Origin of the sequence: Ruegeria aquimaris, assembly GCF_025751555.1 — a bacterium.
GTDB lineage: Bacteria > Pseudomonadota > Alphaproteobacteria > Rhodobacterales > Rhodobacteraceae > Ruegeria_B > Ruegeria_B aquimaris.
The window spans coordinates 106,896-132,283 of the sequence record NZ_JAOWLB010000009.1 but is presented as its reverse complement, the minus strand read 5'-3'; the positions used below and the strand labels follow the sequence as shown (position 1 = coordinate 132,283).

The following is a 25,388-nucleotide window of genomic DNA, read 5'->3' as shown; positions in this document are numbered from 1 at the left end:
CCGAGGGGTGTATCGAATGAGGGCGTTGCACGTCGAAAACCTGACTTTCAATTGGCCAGGGTCGGAAAATGCGACGCTGCGCATACCAAACCTGTCGCTAGCTCAGGGTGAGCGGAATTTCTTGTTTGGCCCCAGCGGGTGCGGAAAATCCACGCTCCTCTCAGCTATCGCAGGCGTGGTGGATGTTTCACCGGGGGCTATCCTGGTCGCGAACAACGACATAGGCGCGTTGAATGGCGGTGCGCGGGATCGGTTCCGGGTGGACCATATCGGCATGATCTTTCAGGTGTTCAACCTCATTCCGTGGCTGAGCGCGCTCGAGAACGTCCTTCTGCCCTGTAGATTCTCCAAGCGTCGGCTCGCGCGTGCGGGTGAGGATCCTGCGGGAGCGGCCCGACATCTGCTCGGCGAACTAGGGCTGTCGGATACGTCCCTGGTATCCAAGCCGGCTAGCGAACTCAGCGTGGGCCAGCAACAACGGGTTGCCGCCGCGCGCGCGCTGATCGGCAAGCCGGACCTGATCCTGGCGGACGAGCCGACCTCGGCGCTCGATGAGGCGGCCAAGGCAGCCTTTGTCGACCTGCTGGCAAGGGAATGCGCCGAAGCGGGCAGTGCGCTGCTCTTCGTCAGTCATGACCGCAGCCTGGAGCATCATTTCGACCGCAGTGTTGATTTCCTGGCCCTCAACGGGGGCGCGGCCTGATGCTGGTGTTCAGCCTGCGCAGCCTGTGGAACCGCCGCTTCGTGGCCGGCCTGACCGTGCTGGCCATCAGCCTCAGCGTCGCGCTGATCCTCGGTGTCGAGCGGCTCAGGGACGGCGCGCGCGACAGCTTTGCCAACTCCGCGTCCGGGATCGACCTGATCGTGGCGCCGCGCGGCAATCCGGTGCAGATCCTCATGGCTACCGTCTTCGGCGTCGGCGGCACCGGGACGGGCATGACATGGGACAGCTTCGAGTGGCTGGAAGATCGGCCCGAGGTGGCCTGGGCGGTTCCGATCCAGATGGGCGACAATCATCGCGGCTATCCGGTGATCGGGACGGATGCATCGTATTTTGAGCATTTCCGGCACTCTGGCGGTCAGCCTCTGACCCTCGCCGCAGGCACGATTCTTACCGGTGACGGGGCGGATGCCGCCGTGGTCGGGGCCGAGGTCGCGGCGCGGTTCGACTATGCCCCCGGTGCGTTGATCGTCAACGCCCACGGCTCGGGCGAGGTTTCCTTCGAGCTGCACGACGACGCGCCCTTCACGATATCGGGTGTACTCGAGCCGACGGGTACCGCCGTCGACCGGATGGTCTTTGTCACGCTCGAAGGGTTCGACGCCCTGCATGCGGAAGAAGACGCGCCTGCTGCCGACCCTCTCGATCCGGCCGCCATGCCCACCGACGATCATGACGGGCATGACGATCATGGCGAACACGAGGGCACGGAGGCCAAACACAGTCACGAACCGGACCGGATCAATGCCGTCTACGTTGGGCTGATCGATCGGACGAATGTCCTCGGTCTGCAGCGGGCCGTCAACGAACGCCCCTCCGATGCGTTGAGCGCAGTCCTCCCGGCGGTCGCGCTCGCCGAGCTCTGGGGGATTACCGGGACAGCGGAGCGCGCGATGCAACTGATGGCGTGGGCCGTGGCTTTGGCGGGAATGATCGGTATGGTGGTCATGCTCTCTGCGACCCTCGACACCCGCCGCCGCGAATTCGCGATACTGCGGTCTGTTGGTGCCACGCCCAACCGTATCGTTGCGCTAATCGTTGCCGAGGCCGCCATTCTCACCGCGGCGGGTTTGATCCTTGGCCTTGTTCTGCTCACGGCGGCCACGTTCGTGATTGACCCGATCCTGTCTGCCCGCTTCGGCCTGAGGTCGGGATTGAATGTTTTCGGTATGCGCGAATTGGCCACCCTTTTCCTCATCTTCTGGGCCGGGCTCTTCGCCTCGCTTATCCCGGCGGTCCGGGTCTACCGCATGACGCTAGCCGACGGGCTGTCGGTTCGGCTATGACAAATGAAGGGGATTTCTCCATGACCATGTTCGCCCGTTTCGTCTTGATATTCTCGCTTGCCGTTTCTCCGGGCCTTGCACGGGCGACCGAACCTCAGGAAATCTCGTGGGATACGCTTGCACCTCCCGCCACCGTGATTGAAAACCCGTTCGAAACCCTCACCGATGATCAGATGGACAGCTTGCGCCAGATCCTGCGGTTCGAGGCAGGGGCCGAGCGGAGCGATGACGCTGAAGCCCGCGCCGAAGCGCAAGCTTTACGAGAACAGCTGGCCAAGGACGGCCTCGATGTCGACGGATTGTTCGCCGCGCGTCTGGCGATCATGGAGAAACGCGAAGCGGCGGCCTCGGCGGTGAACGAGGACCTCGTTGGCATGAGCGTCCGCCTGCCGGGCTATGTTCTGCCCCTGGAATTCAAGGACCGCAAGGTCGTCGAGTTTCTTCTCGTGCCGACGGTGGGCGCCTGTATCCACACCCCGCCACCCCCCGCCAACCAGATCGTCCATGTCGTGTATCCCAAGGGCATCGAGGTGAACGGCCTCTTCACCCCCGTATGGATCACCGGGACCATGGTCGCCCAGAGTTCGGTTCAGACGGTTAGCTATGTCGACGGACAGGCCCCGGTTTCTGTCAGCTATTCGATGCAGCCGCTGCTGGTCGAGGACTATAGCAGCTGAGGATCTTGTCGGCTCCAGACGGTGGTGTCAGAAGGAATCTGGTTCAGACGGCCAGGGCGGTCTCGTGGTTTCTCGGCGCACCGAAACCTGATCTGTTCAAATATTTCCACATCAGCCCAGAGATCATTCGTCTGGTGGTGATGTTGTACGTCAGATTTCCCCTGTCACTGCGCAATGTCGAGGATCTGCCTCATGAGCGCGGTTTCGATCGTCACCGATATCCCGGTCTGTCGTTCCACCTCCGCCGAGATCTGCGCTGCCATCAGGGCCGCCACCCGTCCGGGCCAGGTGACCCAGACATCCCGTTCCTGCCGTGCGAACCGAAACACCAGCGTTTCCGCCCGCGCCCGTTCGACCAGTGCGCCTTTCTTCTTCTGGATCGCAATCTGTCGTTCCTGCGCCTGGTAGATCGTCAGCGCCGTACGTGCCTTCAGATAAGACGAGGTCTCTCCCGGTCCGCTGATCAATCCGTCCCCGCCCAGGGACCGGCGTTGCTGGTCGGGATCGGTCATTTCCGCCCGCCGCGCATCGGAGCCGTCTGCATCGATCGAGCCATCGTCGAAGAGCACCAGCCGCCCGTTCCGGCGGGCCTTCTGCACGCCGCCGCGCGACAGTTCGGCATGGGCGGCATACTCCCGCTCGCTCATTCCTTGCATGGCCAGAATACTCCACTCAAGCCGATGATATCATTTGGATTTGAGTTGATAGATCGGCGGGACAGAGCGACTCTGATCGCAAGAAAACGATGCAACTCACCCAAGGATCACCCTGCTATGACCCCCCGCCGCAAGACCCGGAACAACGACGAGGCCCTGAGTGCTTTCATTGCCGCCAAGGCCGAAATCGACGTGATTCTGGATCGCCTGAAGGCCCTCAGCGACGACCACTTCGCGTTCGACCCGGACGCCATCAACTGGGGTGCCGTTGGATCGCTCAACACCGTCGCCGCCGATCTGCGCAAGATCACCGACTTCCTTTTTGGCGAGGGTGAACACGCCTCCTGAGGCACCCAAAGCCGCAACGGCCGACCCGCTGTTGCGGGGCTTGCCTCCGTAGAAGGTGCGCGAGGCGCGCGCCGGAACGCCGGAGGTCCCAATGTCAAATCTCACCAATACCCAATCCACCATTCTGTCCCGTGCCGCGGCCCGGCCGGGGAACCTGGCCCTGCCGCTGCCTGACGGGCTGCACGGCGCTGCCGCCAGGACAGTCGTCGGCAAGATGATGTCCCGTGGTTGGCTCGAGGAGGTCGACGCCAACCTGCGCCGGGGCGAACCCCTGTGGCGCGAGACGGGCGATGGTCACGGTACGACGCTCATTGTCACCGAAGCCGGGCTCGCGGCCATCGGGATCGAGCCGGTGGTGGCGGGTGTAGTCGCCCGGGCGCGGAGGGCGAAGGTAGAGACGGGCGTGACGTCCGAGGTTCCCTCCCGGCCCAAGAGTCGCGCAGGAACAAAGCAGGCGCAGGTCATTGCGTTGTTGCAGAGGCAAGAGGGCGCGACCATCGCGGAGATCGCCGCTGCGACCGGATGGTTGCCCCACACTGCGAGGGGGATGATCTCGGGCGCGCTCAAGAAGAAACTGGGCCTGCCTATCATCGCTGAGAAGGTTGAGGGCAGGGGGATGGTCTATCGGATTGATCTCCTGTCCAAGGCATCCACAGTCTGACTTATCGGTATCTTTCCGGAAGCTCCGGAAACTTGATCCCCTGGAATGGCGGAAAGTCAGCTTGCCGGGGAGCGCGCTCTGCTGTTCTTGAGAGCTGAAAAACTCTCGCCGGTTTCCGCCAGCACAGCTTCTTCCCCGGTGAAGAATTGCCAGCGCTCGATGGCAACATCGACATAGGCCGGGTTCAGTTCCACGCCAAAGCAGACCCGGCCGGTGGTCTCGGCCGCGATCAGCGTGGTGCCAGATCCCATGAACGGCTCATAGACCGCCTGGCCGGGGCTCGAGTTGTGCAGGATCGGCCGGCGCATGCAGTCTACCGGCTTCTGGGTGCCGTGCACCGTATCGACATCCTGATCGCGGTTGGCGATCTGCCAAAGGGTGGTCTGTTTGCGATCGCCAGCCCAGTGGCCCTTGCCCTTGGCCCGTACAGCATACCAGCAGGGTTCGTGCTGCCAGTGGTAATCACCGCGGCTCAAGACCAGACGATCCTTCGCCCAGATGATCTGAGACCGGATGGCGAAGCCCGCGGCCACCAGGCTCTCGGCCACCGTCGTGGCATGCAGCGCCCCGTGCCAGACATAGGCGACATCGCCGGGAAACAGCGCCCACGCCTCGCGCCAGTCGGCGCGGTCGTCGTTCAGCACCTTTCCCGTTCGCTTGGTCTTCGCCGCGCCGGCCTGGTTGCGCCAGGACGGGTCATATTCCACGCCATAGGGTGGGTCGGTGACCATCAGCAACGGCCGCACATCGCCCAGCAGTCGCCCGACCACATCCGCGCTGGTGCTGTCGCCACAAATCAGGCGATGCGGCCCGAGCTGCCAGATATCGCCCGGCGCTGACACGGGCGAAACGGGCAAATCGGGTACATCGTTCTCACCCTCGACCGGGCCATCACCGCCCAGCGCCTCGGGGTCGCGCAGCAGGGCGTCCAGTTCATCGTCACTGATGCCGAGAACATCCAGGTCGAAATCCTCGGCCAGCAGTCCCGCGATCTCGTCACGCAGCAGAGCTTCGTCCCAGTCGCCGAGTTCGGTCAGCTTGTTGTCGGCGATCCGGTAGGCCCGGCGCTCGGCATCGTCGAGATGGCTGAGCCGGATTACGGGCACCTCGGTCAGCCCCAGCACCGTGGCGGCCAGCACCCGACCGTGACCGGCGATCAGTTCGCCATCTTCGGCCACCATGCAGGGAACCGTCCAGCCGAACCTGGCCATGCTGGCGGCGATCTTCGCCACCTGGTCCTCGCCGTGCATCTTGGCATTGCGGGCATAGGGGCGCAGCCGCTCGATCGGCCAGGTTTCGATCTGGCTCGGCGCGAAGACGAGGTCCATGGGGCAGGTCTCGGATGTAGGGGAAAACGAAAGCGCCCGCGAGGGGTGTCCTCCGGGCGCTATTCTTCGATGATCAATGGGTAGGTCAAGGGGGGCAGCTTTGTCGATCTGAAAAGTGGAGTAGATTCAAAGCCTTCCCAACAGGGTGGCTTCCGTCCGGGGTGGATTCCCTGGATTCCGGCCGGGAATCCACCCTGGCCAGTTCATGATTTCGTAAGCCTTTGATTTGGAGTCGAATTTCCGGTCGGCACCTTCAGGGTGGATTCCAGGTGGATTCCCCGGTGAGGAATCCAGTCGCTAGCGAACCTCTGCGCTGAGCCCCCCCGCATACGTTTGGCAACGGGGAGGAACCAGAGGAGGGGGGTGGCTGACTCATTGGGTTGATTTGCGGAACAGCGAAAAGAAGCTCGATTGCGACTTTCTGCGGCGGGAAGTGCGACTTTGCAACGTTTCAGGACGCTGGCAATCTTGTCCCACTATGGGCTATCACCGGCGCCCGGTCAAAGAGAACACAGAGGGAAAAGTCTTTGTTAAGTCGCTGGCAAAAAAATTAAACCGATAAAAATCAATATGATATAGAAATATTACTGGTTTTAGCCGTGATACTGGGATTGTAATCCCAACTCCGCTTCTATAGATCCTTCAGGTACTCACCCAAAAAAGAGGTATCTGAATGTTTTTTGAACGGTCGCCAGCTTCACTGAAAGAGGTCGAAACCTTGCTCGCTTCCCACGGCGCGCACGAGGCACTCATCAAACCTCTCAGTAAAAACCACAACGACAAGAACCAGATCTACTCCGGTTCAGACTTCCGCCCGTTGTTTCCCACGTTTGATATGAAGTTCAGCTTCAGGGGTGCGTCGACCAGCCGGAAAAAGGGTTCAAAGACTAAGGGCCAGGCTATTCCCGAAGCTGTCTTCCGGCGGTTTGTCTGGGTAGACGCTTCCGGTCGGGAAATACCGGCCCGCAACGTCAAAATGATCATTTACGCTCAGTACCCGGAAACCAGGCTGAGCGGTTTCCAGACCGTCGATAACACTATGCCCGAAGCAATGTCGGTGGAATTCACCAAGCGCTATCCAGACGTCCCACGTTATCTTGTACTTGGCCGGCGGGGGAGTGGTGAAGCCGTTGCCGTCATGGTTGCAGACCCAGCCAACACCTTCATGGATGAGGTTGCGGAGCTGCCGAATGCCACCGGATCGCGCGTCTGGAAACACCTCCGGCTCCGCGCTACAGCGCCTGCCCGGCTCATTTCAATGCTTGCCGGAGCTGCCGGAAGGCCTATGCCGGGATGTAGGCTGGATTCAGCTGGCCGGACGTTACCATTCAACGGAACGCAGGTTTGTGGCTACACACTCGAGCATGCTTTGGGCATTGTCCCGAACAGCGACAAGCACGGCGATTTTGAGGGGATTGAACTCAAAACCCATACCCAGAAAAAGGTTACTCTCTTCACACCTGAGCCTGATATGGGTCTCTATTCGGAAAACTTCGACAGGTTCATGGAAAAACATGGGTATCTGGATGGTAGCGGTCACTACCGTTTGACCGGGATACACCGTGTAGGTATCCGCTGCGACAAGAGTGGCCTGACGCTTGAGGTCAAAAATCACGATCGGGGCACAACACTTGCGTCAAGTGCCGACAAGGGCGTCCACCTTGCTCTGACCGATGACAATGACGAACTTGCTGCCGGATGGTCGCTGGACCGGATCCTCAACTGCTGGACTTCAAAACACAACGAAGCCGTTTACATTCCGGCTACGAAGTCGAAATGCACCGACAAAGATCTCAAGGCGGAAGGCTACGGGCATCTTGTCGAATTCTCGGATCAGGTGATGTGGTGCCGCGAAACATCTGCCGAGCAATTGTTCGAGGCGCTGTACAATGGGACGCTTTTTCTTGATCCTGCGCCGAAGTTCTGCCCGGGAAACCCAAAGCTGAATAAGCGCCGTTCACAGTGGAGGGTAAATGACATCGCAGCGGCTGCACACGACCTCTACACCGATGTCCGGATCATTGCTCTTTCCGACGAATTGGCTGGCTGACCAATTCAGGCAGACTGGGATGCGCGACGCAAAATGTTCGGGTCTCCTCGCAACTCATCATGCCCGCGGAGACCTAAATTAACGCTCCCCTGAACCCAGAGTGACTGTTCCGTCCCTGTCAGAAAAACAGCAACTTTTTTGTCTAGGTTTTCAGGGGGAAGACGGCCGGGACCTTTTATGGCGCATTCCCATACAATACCTACTCGCCAGCCCAGCTGGCCAAGTGCCTTCTCATTCCGCAAATCGCGGCCCACGTTGCTGCAGATCTTCGCATGCCAGAATTCCGGGCTGGTTTTCGGCCAGCGAAACCGATCGCAATCATGCCCATGCCAGAAACAGCCGTTGACGAACAGGGCGGCCCGGTACATCGGGAAAACCAGATCGGGGCGGCCAGGCAGCTTCCTGTCGTGCAGGCGATACCGAAACCCAAGCGCATGCAGCCGCCGCCTGATCTCCAGTTCAGGTTTCGTGTCGGCACCTCGTATTGCCGCCATGTTGCGGCGGCGGGTTTCGCTGTCGTGTACGTCAGCCAACCTGGCGCGCCGGTTCCGGTATTTGCTCAGTTCCGGACCGCCCAAGGATCTCCAGGATGTGCGGTTTCATGATCCGGGCCACCTCAGCGAAAACCGGCACCGCGACCGAGTTTCCGAACTGTTTGTAGGCCTGCGTGTCGGAAACCGGAATCCGGAACTCTTCACCGTATCCCATCAGGCGCGCGCATTCGCGCGGCGTCAGGCGGCGGGGGTTGTTCCCGGCGCCCCGGCTGACGAGTATCTCGGAGCCGTCTTTGAAATACCGGGCCGACAGGGTCCGCGCGATGCTTTCTCCGTCAACCAGCCCGAACCCGAATCCGTTGCCCTTGGCCTTGTGTTTGGCGGCGTAGTCCTGAAGGTACTTCCAGAGTTTGTCGGTCAGCGTGTACTTGTCGTTCACCCGGGCTTCATCACCTAATGTGTAATGCCCCTCCGAGACTTCGGTTCCGTTTTCGGGGTGCAGAATGTCCCGCATGCGGCGGTGACCGCGCACAGGTAACTCGAGGTCATCCCAGCAAAATCCCGTCTGTTCACGGAAGCCGACCATAACGATACGCTCACGGTGCTGTGGCACAAAGTGCGCGGCGTCGATGATCATCGTGTGCAAAGTGTAGCCGAGCTCTTCGGTCAGCTTTCGCTTTATGACCTCAAAAGTCCTGCCTTTGTCATGGCTTTTCAGGTTCTTGACGTTTTCCAGCAGGAACGCTGCAGGGCGATGGGCCTTCAGGATGCGAAGGACATCAAAAAACAGAGTTCCCTGCGTTTCGTCCTGAAACCCGTGCAGCCTGCCCAGCGCGTTTTTCTTGGAGACGCCGGCAATCGAGAATGGCTGGCAGGGGAAACCGGCTACTAGTACATCATGGCCAGGAATGTCATCGGCAGTTACCTCCCGGATGTCACCGGCGATTGGTCGGTTGTCGGGAAAATTTGCGAGGTAGGTCTGTTGCGCAAAACGGTCCCATTCGGAGGTGAATACACATCTTCCGTCGTTGGATTCCATAGCCTTCCGAAGCCCGCCTATTCCGGCAAAAAGATCAACGAAAGTAAACGACGCAGGCTCGCCGGAACCCGCAGAACGCGCAGCAACCTTCATGCGGAGTAATTCGAGAACGCTTTCCCGTGGTGTATCTTCCCCTCGTTTGAACCGGTAGATATGACCTTCTGAGTAACCGAGCGCTTTTGCCGCTTCCGGCACCGTGTATCCTGCCTTCATCAGCAGTTCTTCAAACTCAGTCATTTCTGCTCTGTCCCTGGGCATTTTTCTGACACTGTGTTGAATTGATTTCCCGAAAGCAAGAACATTCCACTAACTCCCGAGCTTTTTTACCTGCAGCGAACCCAAGGATCGGGCCTGGGCATATCTGGTTTTAGTTCCAGATCCTTCAGGCACCCTCCTTCACACAACCCATCCCGCACCCAGCCCAGCGCCTGCCACCAATCCGCGTAGGCACGCCGCGCGGCTTCGATCTGCTGCGGGTGCGGAACGTAGGTCACCGGGCATGCCAGCACATCCACTGTGCGCCACTTGCCACGAGACAGCACACGCTCGGTACCAACCACGACTGTGATTGCCCGCTCCCCATGCTGATTGCGCTTCACCTCCACCGGGACGCAGCGCGGGACAGCACCAGGCATCCAGTCGGGCGTTAGTCCGGCCCGCGCCAGCTCCGCCACGCGGATGGCCATTCGCTTGCCGCCGAGACTGTCCGGCATCCCGGCCACGGTTGCGGCGATCACTTCTGCGTCCTCATGGGTGTATGTACCGATCTTGTGCTGACCGCCGTCGATCTTGCAGCCCAGCGCCGCGCGGTGCAGCAGGACATATTCGAGGCCGAAGCCAAATCCCTCTTCGTTTGCGTCCTGTGGCGCCGGCAGCTCAAGCTGCGCCTTCTCGACCCGGAAGGCCCATTCCAGCGCCGCCTGCACGCCCAGCGCCCGTTTCACTCTCGTGCCGCCCGTGCGGTTGATCCGTCCCTGGTAACTCATGGTTTTGGTCCCTTGAGTTTGGTCATTCACAGCACCCCGCGGTCCCGCATCCGGTCCGCGGTCACGAGGCCGCGGTCCAGCATGGTGTTGCGCATGGAGCTGCTGATGGCGCAGGCCGGCAGGTGGCTGTCGGAGTTCACCCAAGCCGCGTAAAAGGCCGGCACATCGGCGCTGGGCGTTGCCGCCGGAACCGAGTCGTCGGGTTTCCCTCGTCGGCGTTTCCGTCCGGCATCATCTGACTTGCGCTGGGCGGCGCGCTGCATGGCGCGGTCGAGCGCTTTCGGCCCATCGGGTGGTTCGGGATGGTCCTGGCGGGTGGCCTGGGCCGTGGCGATGATCTCGGCCTCTGTGAGGCCCAGCTCGTCTCGCCAGCGCTGAACGTGTTGCCGGGGCGGCCAGCCTTGCCACCAGCCGGGCAGGGCGGCAGGGTCGAGGCGCAATGCTGCGAGCAGCTCCCCAAAAAATTGATCAGAGATCGCCGCGCGCGCTTGCGCGCCCTCCTCCTCCTTTACTGGTTTACTTAGTGGTTCTCTTACAAGGTTAGTGTCCGGATTTCGGACACGGGATTCCCGATTTTCCGGACACGGCTTTGGAAAAAAACCGGACACGGCTTTTGCCTCAATTCTATGTCCGAATTCCGGACACGGCAGGGCATCGACATCCTCGGCGAAGGGCATGCAAGTTGCATCATCCATGACGTCCACGGGCGTCGTTTCACCGTGTCCGGTTTTCGGACGCGGGGTCCCATCCGACGGCGTAAAGCCCGGCTCAAACCCCAGGATGTAGCGGGTGGGCAGCTGGCGCTTTGTCGCCGGGTCGATCCGCGGCACACGGCGCAACAGCCCGGCCGCTTCAAGCCGGCCGAGATGATCGTTCAGGGTGGAGCGGCTGATCTCGCAGTCATGTGCCAGCCGGGCCTGTGATGGAAAACACCCATAGTCCGGGTTGAACCGGTCGCAGAGATGCCAGAGCACGATCTTGGTGGTGGGTTTGAGTCCGCGCTGCCGGATTGCCCAGTTCGTCGCCTCATGACTCATGGAAACGGACTCCGGGCAGGTGCTGCAATACGGGTGGTGAATCCATGATCAGCCAGTGCGCCCAGCGCATCGTCAAGACTGCGGACCAGCGCCCAGCCAAAGCCCTGCGCCAGCACCGCATCGCGGAACGCCACCTGCGCCGGGCTGAGCTTGCCCTTGACCGACTTCAGTTCCAGGAACAGCACGCGCCCGTCGCAGAGCACCACCAGATCGGCAAAGCCGGCATGGACACCCATGCCGACCAGGATGGCCTGGCGCTTTGCTCCGCGGGGACCGGCCTTGGTCACCTCGTTGGCGCAGTGATGGATAATGGCGGTGCGGGGCAGGGCGAAGCGCAGCGCCTGCACGACCGCCCGCTGTAGATCAGCCTCAGGTGTGCCACGGCGCTTCATGAGCGCACCCTCCCGGCATCCTCGCGCTGGGCGCGCTGAACCGGCCGCCGGGCATCGACGACCACGAGGAGCCGCTGTGCAGCTTCACGCTCGTCCGCGGTTTCGCCATGCCGGATCAGCACGCCACAGGCGAGCCGGATCAGGGGGTCGGAATGATGGGCGACATCGGCCAGGACGGCGCGGGCCTCGGTAAGGCGCTCGGCCGGCCAGGTGGGGCCATTGGGCCGGGCCGTCATGCCCGCCCCCGTGATTTGCGGACCGGATGCGCCTGTTCCTGTGCCCGGATCCAGTCCTGCACGGCGGCCCGGCGATAGTAGACCTTTCTGCCTATGCGGGTGCAGGGCGGCCCCTTGCGACGTGCCTCCCATCGGGAGAGCGTATCCGTGGTGAGACCGAGCGCGTAGGCCAGCTGCTCGCGACTGATCCAGTCGGCCAGAAGGTCGGGGATATCCTCTGGGGTATCCGGAAGGGGGTCGTTCATGATCTGCTCCGTTCAACATCCGCCCCGATACTCGGGGCGCGGGGCCAGCGAAGCAGAGCCTTGGGGGCGGAAGACAGGCGGAAGGTGGAATTGAACACCGCCTCTCAATTCCGCCCCATGTTTCATTGGGGTTTCGTGGCGCGGGGCAGGGTTAGACGAGAGAGGTCACCGCAAATATCGGCGCCGGGCTGGGTCGTTTCAGAGCGCCGATACTGGCGCGATTGGCGCCGCCTCATCAAAGTTGGGCCGATTGGCCGGTATTCAGACGGATCGGCGGGATTTACAGGGACCGGAATTGCCGGAAAGGGTTATTCCGGTCGTGTTCCGCCGACATTCGGCGGCGTAGCGCTGGGTTGGAGTTGACCGCGCGGCACGTCACTACCTGCAGTCTTGAGGCGCATCCTGAAGTTGCGTAGCGTCCCGGCGAGCAGTCGAACAGAATCAAAAACACGAACCATGCCAGCAGCTTGCACTCCCGTTGGTGGGATGGTCTGGTTTGGCGATGGGTATCCTCGAACACCAGCTCTGCACCCCAAATCCGCCCGCGTGCCTGGCACAGCGGGTTTTGTAATCTGCATGCCGACGGCTCTGGCCGCGGGATGCCGCATGCCAAATGGAGTTTCCGCATGCCCCTACCGCCCATTGCCTTCTATTCCATTTACGAGATCGCTGTTCGCTGGGGATGCCATCCGGCCGATGTTGCAGGCTGGGCGGCGGCAGGGCATTTGCAGGTTCTGGCCGGTATCCCTCCGGTCAGCTGCGGCGAGGAGACAATCGCCGGGCTGGTTGCAGTGCCGATCGCCGAGCTGATGCCGATGTTCCGAAGAATTGGTCCCAGCGACGAGCAGGCCAGGCTCAGGCGGGTCATGCCGCTGGGCTCCAATACCTGGCTCAGGGTCACGGACCCCGCCGATGGTGTACTGGTCCGGTCCTCAGACCTACTGGTCGATGCCGGGACATTGCAGCAGTTCGAAGAAGAGCGGGACCTGTTGCGTCGCCCGGCCATGAGTACCGGAGCCAGCCCGCGCTATGAATGGGATGCGATGTATGCCTGGCTGACCTGGTTCCTCTACGAGAAGGGGATTCCCGATACAAAGACCGCTCTGATCGTTCTGGTTCAGGACTGGTTCGTGCAGAACTCGAAGTCCGGCGAGGTTCCGGATGAAAGCACCATCCGCAAGCGCCTGACCTCGCTCTGGCACCGGTTGCGGGGCGAGGAGCCGGCCTGACAGTCAGGCCGATTTCGGGAGATCGGCTTCGTCCAGCGCGGCGTCATGCACGAGGCGCGGCCGCGGGCGCAGGAGGCTGGCCACCGTATCAACCCCTGCGCGCAATGGGGAATCCATCAGATGCGCATAGCGCTGCGTCGTCTGCATCTGGCTGTGACCCAAGAGCTTGCCGATCATTTCCAGGGAAGAGCCACCGCTTACCAGCAGCGAGGCGAAGGTATGGCGCAGGTCATGGATACGGACATCGGCCAGACTGGCATCTTTCTGGACCCTCGCCCAGAACCGCCGGATTTCCCGCACCGGCTGGCCGACAATATCGCCGGGGAAGAGCCAGGGATTGCCCCTCGGCACGACAAGCTGGCGCTGACGCACGATGGCCACGACTTCCTGCGAGACCGGCACGCGATGGATCTTGCGTTGTTTCGTGGTCGAGGCAGGTTTCGACCAGATGGCATAGTCGAGGTTGAACTGTTCGAACCGTGCTGTCCGGACCTCTCCGACCCGGGCGCCGGTCAGCATGCACATGCGGATGATCGCGGCTGCCCGCTGATCCTCGGCGCCGTCGAGTACGGTTGCCAGACGGATCAGTTCTTCGGGGGAGAGGAAGCGTTCACGGGCATGCTCGATGCGCCGGTGAAAACCTTGTGCCGGATTATCCTGCCGCCACTCCCATTCCATCGCCAGTGTGAACATCTTGCGCAGCACCTCGCCCATTCGGTTGGCGCGGATCGGGGTGGGTTTGTGGCCCTGCAGCTTGCGCGCCCGGTTGTTGGGTTTTTGCTTGCAGGGGCGGGGACGGCCTTCGGCCACGACATCCAGGAACCGCGCCACGTCGGGTTTGGTGATCTCCGTCACGAGCTTGGTGCCCCAGGCAGGTTCGACCATTTTCTTCAGCATCGAGATCTGATCGCCCGCGTTGGTCTTGGACAGCTTCGGCAGATGCTCGGCGATGTAGCGGTCGATCATGTCCGTGACGCGCGGGGCGCCGCGGATCTCTTCCCGAGCCGCCAGCGGATCCTGTCCGTCATCGATTGCGCGGCGCAGCTCCTTGGCGCGTTCGCGCGCGGCTGTCACGCTCCATTCGGGCCAGCGACCGATGGTCATCCGCCGCTGCCGTCCGGCATGGCGATAGTCGATGGTGAAGGTCCGCGCGCCGGAGGCCTGGACCCGGGCGGCGAAACCGATCACCTCGGTGTCGAAGATCTGATAGCTGGCGCCCGCCCTCGGCTCGGCCTCGCGCAGGGTTTTCTCATTCAGTTTCAGCCTCTTGACCATGCAACTCACCTCCTTGTCCTCCGACACAGGCCTAGACCCGCGCCACGATCAAGTCGGATCACAAGGCTGGGACCGGAATACAGGCGGAAGGTGGAATTGGGTCGGGGAGGGCAATTCCGGTCAATCGGGTCATAGGGTTGTCCCGCTGGAGCACCGTTCAAACAGGTTTATTATGATAGCTTGTGACCCAGAGCGGTCATTCGCGCCTAGGCCAATGAATGTCCAGGTCAGCCGAAAGCAGGCCTTCAGGCCCAGTGTAGCCTGCATCGACTCAGGAATTCTCCGACACACTGCTAGGCGGTTTTCTTGTATGCCTCGGTCGCGGCGGCATTGAGCAAATCGTTCTTAAACGAACGCATGAGGTTCAAGACTTCGTCGACAAGTGGGCCAAAGTCGCCGGATTTCAGATCGAGATACTCTCCGTGGGCTATCTTGTTTCGTCGATCTACGAGACTTGAATCAATCAGATTGAATTTTGTTTTGTAGGGGGCGGTGGACACTCCGACAGAGTTGGCAATGTTTTCGAAGACGCTCGAAGAGAGATTAGACTCTGTGTTTACTGCACCCGCTAATTTCAAGGCGGCTACCTCGCCAAGAGAACTGCGGATGAACTCGATAGCTTCGATATTTGGCGCCGATTTTCGCGAGTCGACAAGGGTGTTCAACTTTCCTTTAAGTCCAAAGAGGACGAAACAAGTTGTGAGTTCTTCGTATTTGAGACCTCGGTTCGAAACGTATTCAAGGTAGAGCTCTGCCGATCGTTTTACGAAACCTTCCCAGTGGGCGTACAGCAGGGCGACGCCAGCGCGAGTGAACGCCTTGCTCTTTTGCCCGCCCTTTGCAGATTCAACGCGGAAGGTGCTAATCTCTTTGATGCGCCAAGACAATTCTTGGTCCATGGCGTCCTGCAACTGATCCAACGTTCGTGTAGCGGCCATACCAACCTCACGGCTTGATTAGAGCTTCCGCCACTGGGAGCAGTTTGGACAAGCGCGTGGTGCCCCTTATTCCTGCACCAGAATTTTCGACGAAAACCGGTATGCCGTTTAGTGATTGCGCCTTTGTCTCAATTGAATGATTTCGTTCGACTTCCCCCATCGCCTCGTAAGATGCGAGGTTCTTGGAGAGCCCGATCGCAAGTACTTCGAAAATCGACATCAGGAACTTTCCAGAGAAATTCTGGCCGTCCCAACGTTGAAATGCCTTGTCACCAAGCGCTGCATTCAAAAACTCGAACGTCCTATTGAAATTTTCCTCTTCAGCATCCTTGTCGAAGTTCTCGTCGCTGGCGAGATTGATCAAAGCGTCATCCAGATACTCATGAACATCCATTCCGCTTTGATATGGAATGTTGCGGAAGGCGATGAAGCGTAGAGCAAGTTCGACACCTGCTTGAGACTCTAGAGCGGCCTGAGTCTGGCGTGTGGTCGCCACGAAAGACGGGCTGCTTGCGAGCTGAACGAGCCAATTGAAGAAGTCGTTATTGATCGAGACGGCGATGCTGTTCCGGACCTCTTGGGGACTCAGGTCGGCGCCACCAGTGTTTAATCGTTGAAACAACTCGTACTTAGCGGTCTTAGAGCTTCCAGCTTGCAGGATTTCAACTCTTACTCGGGAGCGCTTGATAGCGAGTTGGATGGACGTTCCCAGACCGTCGCCTGCACCTTCAGCCGATTCAGTCCAGCGTTTTCCGCTCAGGCTAGGGAGAAACTTTGTACCATTTAGTACCAGCGGGCCTAGTTGATCGGCACGTTCACCTTGAAGGTCTCCTGTCAGTTGGAGAATCGTGGAGACCCTCTGGAGACCGTCGATAAGTTCCCACACCCCTTCGGAATCTTGATGAACAAATATTGGGGGGAAGGGGATACCAAGAATAATGGACTCGATAAAACGAGTTTTGCGTTCGTCGTCCCAGCGGAAGAGCCGCTGGAATGCGGGTGCGATCACGAGCTCTTCATTTTTGTAAAGATTGATGACCTCGCCGATAGACATGTCGTAGCCGTCGGTAACGACGGTTTGTCGCGCTTCTTTGATTTCCGATTCTAGGCTCATGAGAATACGTCCCCTCAGGCAGCTTTGCGGCCTTTATCAAGCATTTGAACACCCATTTCTACCCTTGAGCGGCATACCCCCAAAAGCGCAACGGTTGATGGAGTGACGCTCATGCTCTTCGCAGCAAAGGCCCGGCTTCCGCCCTTCGTGTGGGTGAATGCGCAGTTACCGAAACGCACGTGATCGTAGTCGTGAGTTTGGCGCCCTTCTTCTTGTCAACGTCTGGTCAACCCGTGAATGCGGTTTCGAGAAGGATCTGCTCCGGCGAAAGACGGCGAAAACGGTTAGGAGCAGGTCAAAGAATGCGCCATTTCAAAGGCTTGCGATATAAGTCATTGAAATTATTGGGATGGCGAAATGCAGAGGCTTCGGCTCATAACCTGAAGGTCGCAGGTTCAAATCCTGCTCCCGCAACCATTTTGTCAAACAAGATCAAACGCATAGGCCGATGGTATTCCCATACCACACGCTCTCCCGCGTTTACATCAACGCCAAATCCCAAAACCAGCAACCGTGGGTAAAATCACGAAAACGCAGGCAGCGGCAGGTCACCGACGAAAGCAATTGCCTGAATTCATGGCCCGCAGGTGCCCGAGGTGAGATCAGTTCGAGTCTGTTTTACAGCACCCCTGGGTCTTTCTTTCTGAGTTTATGTAGACCGGTTATTGTCTGTCTGGCTGCGGGCCTGGGTCGCGCGAACGAGAAGAAAGCTTAGGTTATGAAATGTTGCAGATGATCGAAATCATAGATGAGGAACTCACCGGACATGTAGTCAATGTCCAGCACATTGTTGCAATCACTGGCAACAACTCCGGCGACCGAGTTCTGCTGCTTTCGACCGGTCGGGAAATTAAACTGCACGAAAGCGAAGACATCGATATGTTGCTCGGCAAGATCCAAGGGCTGGAGGAGTAGGGATACTGCAGCATCCCGGCTTGATTTCGCTTGCCAGCATATGGAGCCCTCGGCCGCATGATTGGCGGGACAAAGGACCAGTATAGAGAAGCCGCAAACGCTTGATAGAGATCAACGCGCGCTTTTCCTCGATGCCTAGATTGGAGGCAACTGGAGCACGCGAGGTGGCTATCATGCCGACACGATCGGAGCGTGAACTGTCGGTCGAACAGTTGAGGCGAAAATGTGATCCCGCGATACTTATAAGTGCAGGAACCTGGGAAACCGGCAACGGTGGGTTGATCGGTCAAGAACGCGCGCTTCGCGCCCTCAGTCTGGCAGTGGAAATTCGCCACGAAGACTTCAACCTTTTCGTTCTCGGCCCACATGGCACGGGGCGCCATTCCACGGTCGAACAGGTTCTGCGTGCTCACGCAGCCACGCGCGAAACACCCTGCGATTGGGTATATGTGAACAATTTCGATGCGCCCCATAAGCCGGTCGCGCTGAGGTTGCCCATTGGTATGGCTGATCGGCTGAAGGTCGAGATGGAGGACATCATAGACGACCTGGCTGGCGACATGCCGGCGCTTTTCGAGTCTGAGGAATATCAGGCGCAGATGCGCGCAATCGAAGAGAACTTCAGCGAGCGGCACGAACAGGCAATGGCCGATTTCGCCGAGCGCGCCCATGCGGAAGACACGACACTGATCAGGACCCCGATGGGATTCATGGTCGCCGCCACCAAGGAGGGGAATGTTCTCAAGAGCGAGGAGTTCAAGAAGCTGTCGGAAGACGAAAGGACGGCGATCGAGGAGAAGATCGAGCGCTTTCAGAGCCAACTCTCCGATATCCTCGGTGAAGCCTCGAAAATGGAGCGTGAGCATAGGTCACGGGTCGAGGCCCTGAATGCCGAGATGGCAGAGCGCGCGGTGTCCAGCCGGATCGGCGAGGCGGAATCAGCCTTTGCCGCTGTCGATGGGGTGTCCGACTATCTCGATCGTGTCCGAAAAGACATGATCGAGAACCCCGAGATCTTTCTCCAGGCGGCAGCCCAGCGACAGAATGGGCCGTTTCCAGAAGCAGTGGCCAAATCGCATCTGGACCCGATCTTTCAGCGCTACAAGGTCAACGTGATCGTGTCCCATGACCCGGCGGCGACCCCTGCGGCGCCTGTCATTGTCGAGGATCTTCCTTCTTTGGAACGGTTGGCCGGGCGGATCGAGCATATCTCCCAAATGGGTTCGTTGGTGACCGACTTTTCCCTCATTCGCCCTGGCGCGCTGCATCTTGCAAATGGCGGATACCTTCTCGTCGATGCACGGCGCATTCTCGGAGAACCATACGCATGGGATGCTCTGAAACGTTGCCTCAAGAAACGGTCGATCACCATCACCTCACTGGTTGATCGCATGAGCCTGTTCTCGACCACTTCGCTGGAGCCCGAACCAATTCCGCTCGACGTCAGGGTGGTTCTGGTTGGCGACCGCAGGCTGCACAGCCTGCTTGTCATGCTGGATCCGGAGTTCTCGGAATTGTTCAAGGTGCAGGCCGATTTCGAAGGCACCGTGGCCCGCAGCGATGAAACGCTGATCGATCTCGCTTCGGTCATTCACGACTTCACGCGCAAGCAGGGCCTGCTTGCGCTGACCGACTCCGGCGTGGCAAGGCTCTTGGACGAGGCCACGCGGATTGCCGGCGATGCGCGCAAGCTGACGCTGCAACTCGGCCAATTGACCGACCTGCTTTGCGAGGCGGAACACTATGCGCGATCGGACGGGAATTCGATCGTGAGCGAAACCGACATCAATCGCGCGGTGGGCGAGCGCGAGCGGCGTGCATCGCGCGTACAGGAACGTTTTCAGGAGGCCATTTCAAGACAGATCGTCCTGGTCGATACAGAGGGGGCGAGGGTTGGTCAGATCAATGGTCTTTCCGTCATCGAAACAGGGTCGTATCGCTTCGGTCGCCCTTCGCGCATCACCGCGCGTGTCCGGATGGGAACCGGCAAGCTGATCGACATCGAACGCGAGGTGGAGCTTGGCGGCGCCCTGCATTCCAAGGGTGTCATGATCCTTGGGGGCTATCTGACATCGACCTATGCGCTTGACGCCCCTTTCTCGCTGCATGCCAGCCTCGTCTTCGAGCAGAGCTATGGCGGCGTCGACGGCGACAGCGCGTCTTGCGCCGAACTGATCGCGCTGCTGTCAGCGCTTTCGGGCAGGCCGGTTCGACAGGATCTCGCGATCACCGGTTCGGTCAATCAACTTGGAGAGGTTCAGGCCATCGGCGGCGTCAATGAAAAGATCGAGGGATTCTTCGACGTCTGCGCTGAACGGGGGTTGACCGGGACTCAGGGCGTGATCATCCCGGCCTCGAACATTGAACATCTCATGCTGCGCGACCGGGTCGTCGACGCGGTCGCTCAGGGGCGTTTCCGGATCATCCCGATCCGGTCTGTCGATGAAGGTGTGGAGATCATGACCGGCCGCATCGCAGGGGCGCGGGCGGAAACGGGAGAGTTCCCGGATGGCAGCGTCAATGCAGAGGTCGAAGCAAGGCTCCGTGCCTTTGCCAGGGATCGCAGGGCATTCTCTGCGCGCACCGAACCGACAAGCGAGGGTGATCGGTCATGAGCCGGGCCCCGCGTCCTGAACCTCATTTGCTGGTCGTTGGCATGAGCAGTTCCGATGTCAAGGCCACGCTGTCATATGCGCGTATCCTGCTCGACACGCTGTCAGCCGTCCCGAAGGGGCTGCTGGTGGATACGCGGATTTCGGGTCTGGCTATTGGTGCGGGGCACAGGATCGTCGCCAGCAACGGGACGCTTCGGGAGATACCAACTGACGCGCAGTTGCAGCGGACCATGAAAAGGGAGGCAAGCGCGCTGGGGACGCTCATCGCCGAATTGGCATCAGGACGATCTAAGCTCTGGAGTTGCGAGGTGGCCGAAGGTGACCTGGTCACATGTGCATGCGCCGCCGCTGCCGACGAAGATATCTTGTTGCTCTGCCAACGTCCTTTGTTTGGGTTCCATGGCAATGTGCTATTGATCGGCTCGGCCAACTTACACTCGACCGCGGTCCGGACCATGGTGCGCGCGCTTTCAGATGCGGTCTTGGCAAGGATATTCGAAGTGCAATCCACCGAAGAAGTTGCAGCGGTTTTCAAACGGGTTGATCGCAGTCGCGTCACGGCGATTGTCGTCGATCTCAACCTGGGCCCATTGAGAAGCGAAGCGGACCTGAGGCACCTTTTCTCGGCAGCGCGCTGTCCGGTGATCGTGATTGGGGCCAAGAATCTCAAGCGGACTGGTGATCAAGGGGACCGGCCCGTTACCTGACTGCCGGGGGCGTTGGTTTCGGCAACCAGAACGGCGGAAGGAGTTAAATTCCCAGCAATACTCTGGCCGCTCGGCCCAATACAATCGGATCAAGATCGGTACGTACCACAGGTGGTGGCTCGTCGACAAGGCCAGTCAATTGCGATACCGCGCTACGAGCAGATCGCACGGAATACTCCACTGTGAAGACGCAATCGCGGGGCAACTCGCAATATTGCCCGATGATCGCAAAGTTTCGCGCACCGGGTGGGCGTACATCGGGACGATCACCGGGTTTGCGCGGCATGAACTGGCTGGTGATGAAGGGCATCCGGCAGGGAACGATACGCGCCGAGGCAAACCAGGTTCTCTGTTCTTCGGTCAGGCGCAGCTGCCCGCACAGTTCCTCGACGATCTCTGCGCCTGTGGCCTCCCACATCGGCTTTTTCACGAAATCGCCCGCCCGGTCTCCCCGCAGCCCGTAGCCCCAGAAGGTATAGGTTCCGTGCCTTTGTGAGCGGAAATGCGGCTGGTGGAACATCACGAGCGAAAGCGTCCAGCCAGAACCAGCAAAGGTCACAAGTCCGCCGGTTCCGGTGCGGTTGTTGGTGAAATCCTCCATGAACTCGAAGAAATCCGGGCCATCCATCGTGACCGTAAAGGACGTCCACGCGGTATGGCGTGAATGGTCCACGAAAACGTCGGGATTTCCGAGACCCTCATGCGCTTTTGCCAGTTTGCGCCAAAGGCTCCAGCTTGCCCCGAAGCTGGTCCCGCAGTCAGGTGCACGGTCGCGGGAGCCCAGAGTGGAACCCTCGGTCATCGACCCAAGGGTCAGATAGACAAAATCGCTTGCTCCGACTACTACCGTCTTGCCGTTGCTCAGACCAAGAGCGGTGACCCGACGATCCAGTTTCGTGCCATTTATCGTGACCTCCTCGACATGTGTTTTGGTTTCGAGCCGGACGCCGCGGTCTTTCAGCCATGCCAGGATCGGAGCGACAATTGAATCGTACTGGTTATGGCGCGTCCGCAATATGCCGGCGATCCGGGTGAAGCCGGGGAACAGGTGAATGAAACGCCACAGGTAGCGCTGCATTTCGGTCAGCGAATGCCACGGCTGGAACGAGAACATCGTAGACCACATCAGCCAGAAATTGCTGTCAAAGAAAGTAGGACGAAACCAGTCTTCGATGGATTCGCCACCAAGACCCCGTTCGCCATGCAGAAACAGCCTGTTGATGTCGACGATGTCGCGTGCGCTTAGCGTCAGGTCACTGCGGTCCTCGGCTGGCTTGCCATCCCGGACCAGCCTGCAATTGGACGATCCCGGGACCATTAGGTTGAAGGCAAACAGATCATCCTTGAGAGACACCGCCGGATCGCTCGGCAATGGAATGCTGTCGAGCAGGTCCAGCGTGCAGAGAAACTGTTCCTCGAACATGCGCCCGCCCCGGACCACGTATCCGGTCTCGGCGCTGCCGGCCCCGTCAAGCGAACCACCGGCTGATTCAGAGGCTTCGTAGATATGGATGTTCCGCCCCGAAAATCCTGTATCACGGCACAGATACACTGCCGTCGCCAGCCCCGCGATGCCGGCCCCGACAATATGATGAGTTTCTGACCGCGTAACAGTTGGCATGGCGTGACCTTTCACCAGATTGTATCACAATTCCAGCATGTATAAATCACTGGACACAACGCGCGACGGGGATGCGACCAGAGATTTTCAGGTGGGCGTCCCCCTGCCTACAGATCGCGAATGCCCATGTCTGATAGCGGTGCAGAGTACGAGAAACGATCACAGCTCCACGCGCGCAGCGCCGAGGAGGTGCTCCGCCTTCTCGGCGTTCATGTGGAAACCGGGCTGAACTCGGATGAAGCCGCTCTGCGGCAACAGATCTATGGGGAAAACCGGCTTGACCGGGTCAAGAGTACCTCTCCCTTTGCCCTTCTGCTCGACCAGTTTCGCAGCGTAATCGTCTGGCTGCTGAGCGCCGCTGCATTGTTGTCGGTAGCGGTGGGCGACTACCGCGAGGCGGTTGCGATCCTCTTTGTGCTGGCCATCAATACAGCCATCGGCTTCTTCACCAGCTGGAAGGCCCTGCGCTCGATGGAGGCGCTGTTCAGCCTTACCGTTGCAACGGCACGGATTCGGCGCGACGGGCATTCGGTCATGTTGCCGGTAAACGAGATCACGCCGGGTGACATCGTTGTCGTCGAGGCTGGCGATGTCGTGCCGGCAGACTTGCGGCTGATCCAAGTCGAGAACCTGCAGTGCAATGAGTCCGCGCTCACCGGTGAATCGGCCCCCGTCTCGAAGAGTGCCGCAGCCCTTCCTGCGGCAACCGCCGTTGCGGACAGGACCAACATGGCCTTCAAGGGCACAGGCGTGACGCGCGGCGCCGGTGTCGGTATGGTGACGATGATCGGATCGGAAACGGAGCTGGGCCGGATATCGACATTGGTCCAGACCGCCGAGGCCGCCGCGCATCCCCTGGAAAAACGGCTGGACAGGTTGGGGCGCACCCTGGTTTTGCTCACCATCGCTTTGTCCACCCTGATCGCCGCTATCGGGTTCGCGCGCGGCCTTGTGCTGGTAGACATGATAGAGACCGCAATCGCGCTGGCCGTTGCGGCGGTACCCGAGGGGTTGCCGGTCGTCGCTACCCTTGCGCTTGCCCGCGGCATGTTGCGGATGGCGCGGCGGAACACGCTGATTGAGCGGCTTTCCGCAGTCGAGACCCTGGGCGCGACGACGTTGATCCTGACGGACAAGACCGGTACCCTGACCGAGAACCGGATGACCGTCGCCGGTTTCCTGCTGGACGGGCGCGATGTGGCGGCTGCCGACTTGCTGGAGGCAGGGGCGGCGTTATCCGAGCCCGATCTGCGCCTCGCTCTGGAAATCGGAGTGCTGTGCAATACCGCGGAGATCGGCCAGGCCGGCACGCAACACGGTGTCGGCGACCCGATGGAAATCGCGTTGCTGCATTTTGCCGAACTGCTTGGCGTTCGTCCCGACCTCGACGCCGAGGACCGGCCGGAAATCGCCAAGCATCCCTATGATCCGGAGTTCAAGATGATGGCGACACTGCATTCCGCAGGCCGCGACGTCTTCACAGCGGTAAAGGGGGCGCCCGAAGCGGTCATCGAAGCCTCGGATCGGGTGTTGACGGCCGAAGGCGTCCGAGAGTTGTCGGAGGCACAGCGGCAGGAATGGCTGAAACGGGTCGAGGATGCCGCAGGCATGGGCTATCGCCTGATCGGGCTGGCCTATAAGCAGAAGAACACCGATGGCGCGCCGTTCTATCAGTCGCTGATCCTTGTCGGGTTCGTCATGCTTCTGGATCCGCTGCGCCCGGATGTGCCCACCGCGATAGCAGAGTGCCGTGGCGCCGGTGTGCGCGTTGTCATGATGACCGGTGACCATATCGCGACCGCCAAGCAAATCGCGTTTCAGGCCGGTCTCGGGGAGGATGGCCGTATCGTCGCGCTTTCAGAAAATTCTCTCGAAGGTCTGAAAACGGGGGGCAACGATGCCGAGATGCGGGATCAGCTGGAACAGGTCGATGTTTTCGCCCGCGTTGCTCCGGAAACCAAGCTGAAGCTGGTCGCCCACTACCAGGACGCCGGTCATATCGTTGCGATGACCGGTGACGGTGTGAACGATGCGCCCGCTCTGAAGAAATCCGATATCGGTATCGCCATGGGTCAGCGCGGCACTCAGGTCGCACGCGATGCGGCGGATGTCATTCTCAAGGATGATGCTTTCTCATCGATCGTTGCGGCAATGTGGCAGGGGCGTGTCATCTTTAGCAATATCCGACGCTTTGTCATCTACCTCATGTCCTGCAATTTCAGTGAGATACTGATCGTCGGGCTGGCCATTGCCGCGGGGCTGCCCGCGCCGCTGCTGCCACTTCAGATCCTGTTCCTGAACATCGTGACGGATGTCTTTCCCGCCTTTGCACTGGGTCTGGGCGAGGGGGATCGCAGCGTCATGAAACGCCCGCCGCGCAACCCGAAAGAGCCGATCGTCGGAATGCTGCAATGGGTTGATATCGTCGTCTTCGGCCTTGCCATCACCATTGCCACGCTGGGGGCGTTCTGGATTGCGCTAGCCCGGCTGGACATGGATGCTCGTGATGCCGTGTCCGTCGCGTTTCTGACCCTTGCTCTTGCGCAGCTGTGGCACGTGTTCAACATGCGTGACCGGGGCGAACGTGGCTTGGTCAACAGCATCACCAGAAACCCTTGGGTCTATGCCGCGTTGGCGTTCTGCATGGGTTTGCTGGTGGCCGCGTTCCAGATCCCGGCCGTTTCAGAGGCGTTGCAACTGACGCCGCTGGGCTGGCGGCAAATGGCGCTGGCGGTCGGTGCGAGCCTGTTTCCCATTGTGGTCGGGGGCGTGTGGTTGCGCGCAGGCCGAAGCACCACGCAAGCGGATTGATGACGCG

24 protein-coding genes are annotated in these 25,388 nt (G+C 60.1%); 11 read left to right on the top strand and 13 right to left on the bottom strand.

Translation table 11 applies throughout. The features are described 5' to 3' along the window. The first annotated feature begins 16 nt into the window (after positions 1-16). From OE747_RS13995 to OE747_RS13985, 3 genes are read left to right on the top strand one after another with little or no spacing between them, the layout of a single operon-like run. On the top strand, positions 17-703 hold the full coding sequence (locus OE747_RS13995; RefSeq protein ID WP_234221938.1) for an ABC transporter ATP-binding protein: 687 nt from the start codon (positions 17-19) through the stop codon (positions 701-703). Beyond that, positions 703-2,007: an ABC transporter permease gene (locus tag OE747_RS13990; RefSeq protein ID WP_263829194.1), complete on the top strand. Its 1,305-nt coding sequence runs from the start codon at positions 703-705 to the stop codon at positions 2,005-2,007. Before OE747_RS13995 ends, OE747_RS13990 begins: the two co-directional genes overlap by 1 nt. 20 nt (positions 2,008-2,027) lie before the next feature. After that, the gene (locus tag OE747_RS13985; protein ID WP_263829193.1) at positions 2,028-2,684 is read left to right on the top strand and encodes a DUF3299 domain-containing protein; all 657 of its coding nucleotides are present in this window, start codon (positions 2,028-2,030) and stop codon (positions 2,682-2,684) included. 164 nt (positions 2,685-2,848) lie between these two features. Here the strand turns inward: OE747_RS13985 and OE747_RS13975 are convergent, their stop codons facing one another. Further along, entirely contained in the window at positions 2,849-3,340 is a 492-nt protein-coding gene (locus OE747_RS13975) for a hypothetical protein (protein ID WP_263829192.1), read from the bottom strand. Between the two features lie 117 nt (positions 3,341-3,457). Between OE747_RS13975 and OE747_RS13970 the strand changes: the two genes are divergently transcribed. Together OE747_RS13970 and OE747_RS13965 are read left to right on the top strand one after the other, a co-directional pair. Beyond that, positions 3,458-3,688, top strand: coding sequence for a hypothetical protein (locus OE747_RS13970; RefSeq protein WP_263829214.1), 231 nt, complete (start codon positions 3,458-3,460; stop codon positions 3,686-3,688). Between the two features lie 91 nt (positions 3,689-3,779). Then, a complete protein-coding gene (locus OE747_RS13965; protein ID WP_263829191.1) occupies positions 3,780-4,349 on the top strand; it encodes a DUF3489 domain-containing protein in 570 nt (189 codons plus the stop codon). Between the two features lie 56 nt (positions 4,350-4,405). On the opposite strand, the gene OE747_RS13960 is transcribed toward OE747_RS13965, so the two are convergent. Next, entirely contained in the window at positions 4,406-5,677 is a 1,272-nt protein-coding gene (locus OE747_RS13960) for a site-specific DNA-methyltransferase (RefSeq protein WP_263829190.1), read from the bottom strand. Positions 5,678-6,350: 673 nt separating this feature from the next. Between OE747_RS13960 and OE747_RS13955 the strand changes: the two genes are divergently transcribed. Further along, complete coding sequence (locus OE747_RS13955; RefSeq protein WP_263829189.1) at positions 6,351-7,727, top strand: MvaI/BcnI family restriction endonuclease; 1,377 nt, start codon at positions 6,351-6,353, stop codon at positions 7,725-7,727. A gap of 5 nt (positions 7,728-7,732) precedes the next feature. Here OE747_RS13955 and OE747_RS13950 read toward each other — a convergent pair whose 3' ends face one another. From OE747_RS13950 to OE747_RS13920, 7 genes are all read right to left on the bottom strand, one after another. Continuing rightward, a complete protein-coding gene (locus OE747_RS13950) occupies positions 7,733-8,260 on the bottom strand; it encodes a very short patch repair endonuclease (RefSeq protein WP_263829188.1) in 528 nt (175 codons plus the stop codon). Further along, on the bottom strand, positions 8,253-9,497 hold the full coding sequence (dcm, locus tag OE747_RS13945; protein ID WP_263829187.1) for a DNA (cytosine-5-)-methyltransferase: 1,245 nt from the start codon (positions 9,495-9,497) through the stop codon (positions 8,253-8,255). Before dcm ends, OE747_RS13950 begins: the two co-directional genes overlap by 8 nt. 86 nt (positions 9,498-9,583) lie before the next feature. Next, a complete protein-coding gene (locus tag OE747_RS13940; RefSeq protein ID WP_263829186.1) occupies positions 9,584-10,246 on the bottom strand; it encodes a hypothetical protein in 663 nt (220 codons plus the stop codon). A gap of 26 nt (positions 10,247-10,272) precedes the next feature. Continuing rightward, complete coding sequence (locus OE747_RS13935) at positions 10,273-11,283, bottom strand: helix-turn-helix domain-containing protein (protein WP_263829185.1); 1,011 nt, start codon at positions 11,281-11,283, stop codon at positions 10,273-10,275. Beyond that, positions 11,280-11,675, bottom strand: a complete 396-nt coding sequence (locus OE747_RS13930; RefSeq protein ID WP_263829184.1) for a VRR-NUC domain-containing protein — start codon at positions 11,673-11,675, stop codon at positions 11,280-11,282. The genes OE747_RS13935 and OE747_RS13930 overlap by 4 nt, the downstream gene beginning before the upstream one ends. Further along, complete coding sequence (locus tag OE747_RS13925; protein WP_263829183.1) at positions 11,672-11,911, bottom strand: hypothetical protein; 240 nt, start codon at positions 11,909-11,911, stop codon at positions 11,672-11,674. Before OE747_RS13925 ends, OE747_RS13930 begins: the two co-directional genes overlap by 4 nt. Then, positions 11,908-12,156 carry a helix-turn-helix transcriptional regulator gene (locus tag OE747_RS13920; protein ID WP_263829182.1) on the bottom strand — a complete coding sequence of 83 codons (249 nt, stop codon included), beginning with the start codon at positions 12,154-12,156 and terminating at the stop codon, positions 11,908-11,910. Before OE747_RS13920 ends, OE747_RS13925 begins: the two co-directional genes overlap by 4 nt. Positions 12,157-12,782: 626 nt before the next feature. Here OE747_RS13920 and OE747_RS13915 point away from each other — a divergent pair. Next, positions 12,783-13,385, top strand: coding sequence for a hypothetical protein (locus OE747_RS13915; protein ID WP_263829181.1), 603 nt, complete (start codon positions 12,783-12,785; stop codon positions 13,383-13,385). Between the two features lie 3 nt (positions 13,386-13,388). On the opposite strand, the gene OE747_RS13910 is transcribed toward OE747_RS13915, so the two are convergent. The 3 genes from OE747_RS13910 to OE747_RS13900 form a co-directional block, all read right to left on the bottom strand. Next, positions 13,389-14,660, bottom strand: a complete 1,272-nt coding sequence (locus OE747_RS13910) for a tyrosine-type recombinase/integrase (RefSeq protein WP_263829180.1) — start codon at positions 14,658-14,660, stop codon at positions 13,389-13,391. Between the two features lie 293 nt (positions 14,661-14,953). Beyond that, positions 14,954-15,559, bottom strand: a complete 606-nt coding sequence (locus OE747_RS13905) for an MAE_28990/MAE_18760 family HEPN-like nuclease (protein WP_263829179.1) — start codon at positions 15,557-15,559, stop codon at positions 14,954-14,956. A 46-nt stretch (positions 15,560-15,605) separates the two neighbouring features. Continuing rightward, positions 15,606-16,712 carry a DUF262 domain-containing protein gene (locus tag OE747_RS13900; RefSeq protein WP_263829178.1) on the bottom strand — a complete coding sequence of 369 codons (1,107 nt, stop codon included), beginning with the start codon at positions 16,710-16,712 and terminating at the stop codon, positions 15,606-15,608. Between the two features lie 732 nt (positions 16,713-17,444). On the opposite strand from OE747_RS13900, the gene OE747_RS13895 reads away from it, so the two are divergent. From OE747_RS13895 to OE747_RS13885, 3 genes are all read left to right on the top strand, one after another. Further along, entirely contained in the window at positions 17,445-17,627 is a 183-nt protein-coding gene (locus tag OE747_RS13895; protein WP_234142299.1) for a hypothetical protein, read from the top strand. 173 nt (positions 17,628-17,800) lie between these two features. Beyond that, positions 17,801-20,242: a Lon protease family protein gene (locus OE747_RS13890; protein WP_263829177.1), complete on the top strand. Its 2,442-nt coding sequence runs from the start codon at positions 17,801-17,803 to the stop codon at positions 20,240-20,242. Positions 20,243-20,283: 41 nt separating this feature from the next. After that, positions 20,284-20,949 (top strand): hypothetical protein, encoded by a 666-nt coding sequence (locus tag OE747_RS13885; RefSeq protein ID WP_263829176.1) that lies wholly within the window; start codon positions 20,284-20,286, stop codon positions 20,947-20,949. A 43-nt stretch (positions 20,950-20,992) separates the two neighbouring features. On the opposite strand, the gene OE747_RS13880 is transcribed toward OE747_RS13885, so the two are convergent. Further along, positions 20,993-22,570 carry an oleate hydratase gene (locus tag OE747_RS13880; RefSeq protein ID WP_263829175.1) on the bottom strand — a complete coding sequence of 526 codons (1,578 nt, stop codon included), beginning with the start codon at positions 22,568-22,570 and terminating at the stop codon, positions 20,993-20,995. A gap of 126 nt (positions 22,571-22,696) precedes the next feature. On the opposite strand from OE747_RS13880, the gene OE747_RS13875 reads away from it, so the two are divergent. Continuing rightward, on the top strand, positions 22,697-25,381 hold the full coding sequence (locus tag OE747_RS13875) for a cation-translocating P-type ATPase (protein WP_263829174.1): 2,685 nt from the start codon (positions 22,697-22,699) through the stop codon (positions 25,379-25,381). The last annotated feature ends 7 nt before the right edge of the window (positions 25,382-25,388 follow it).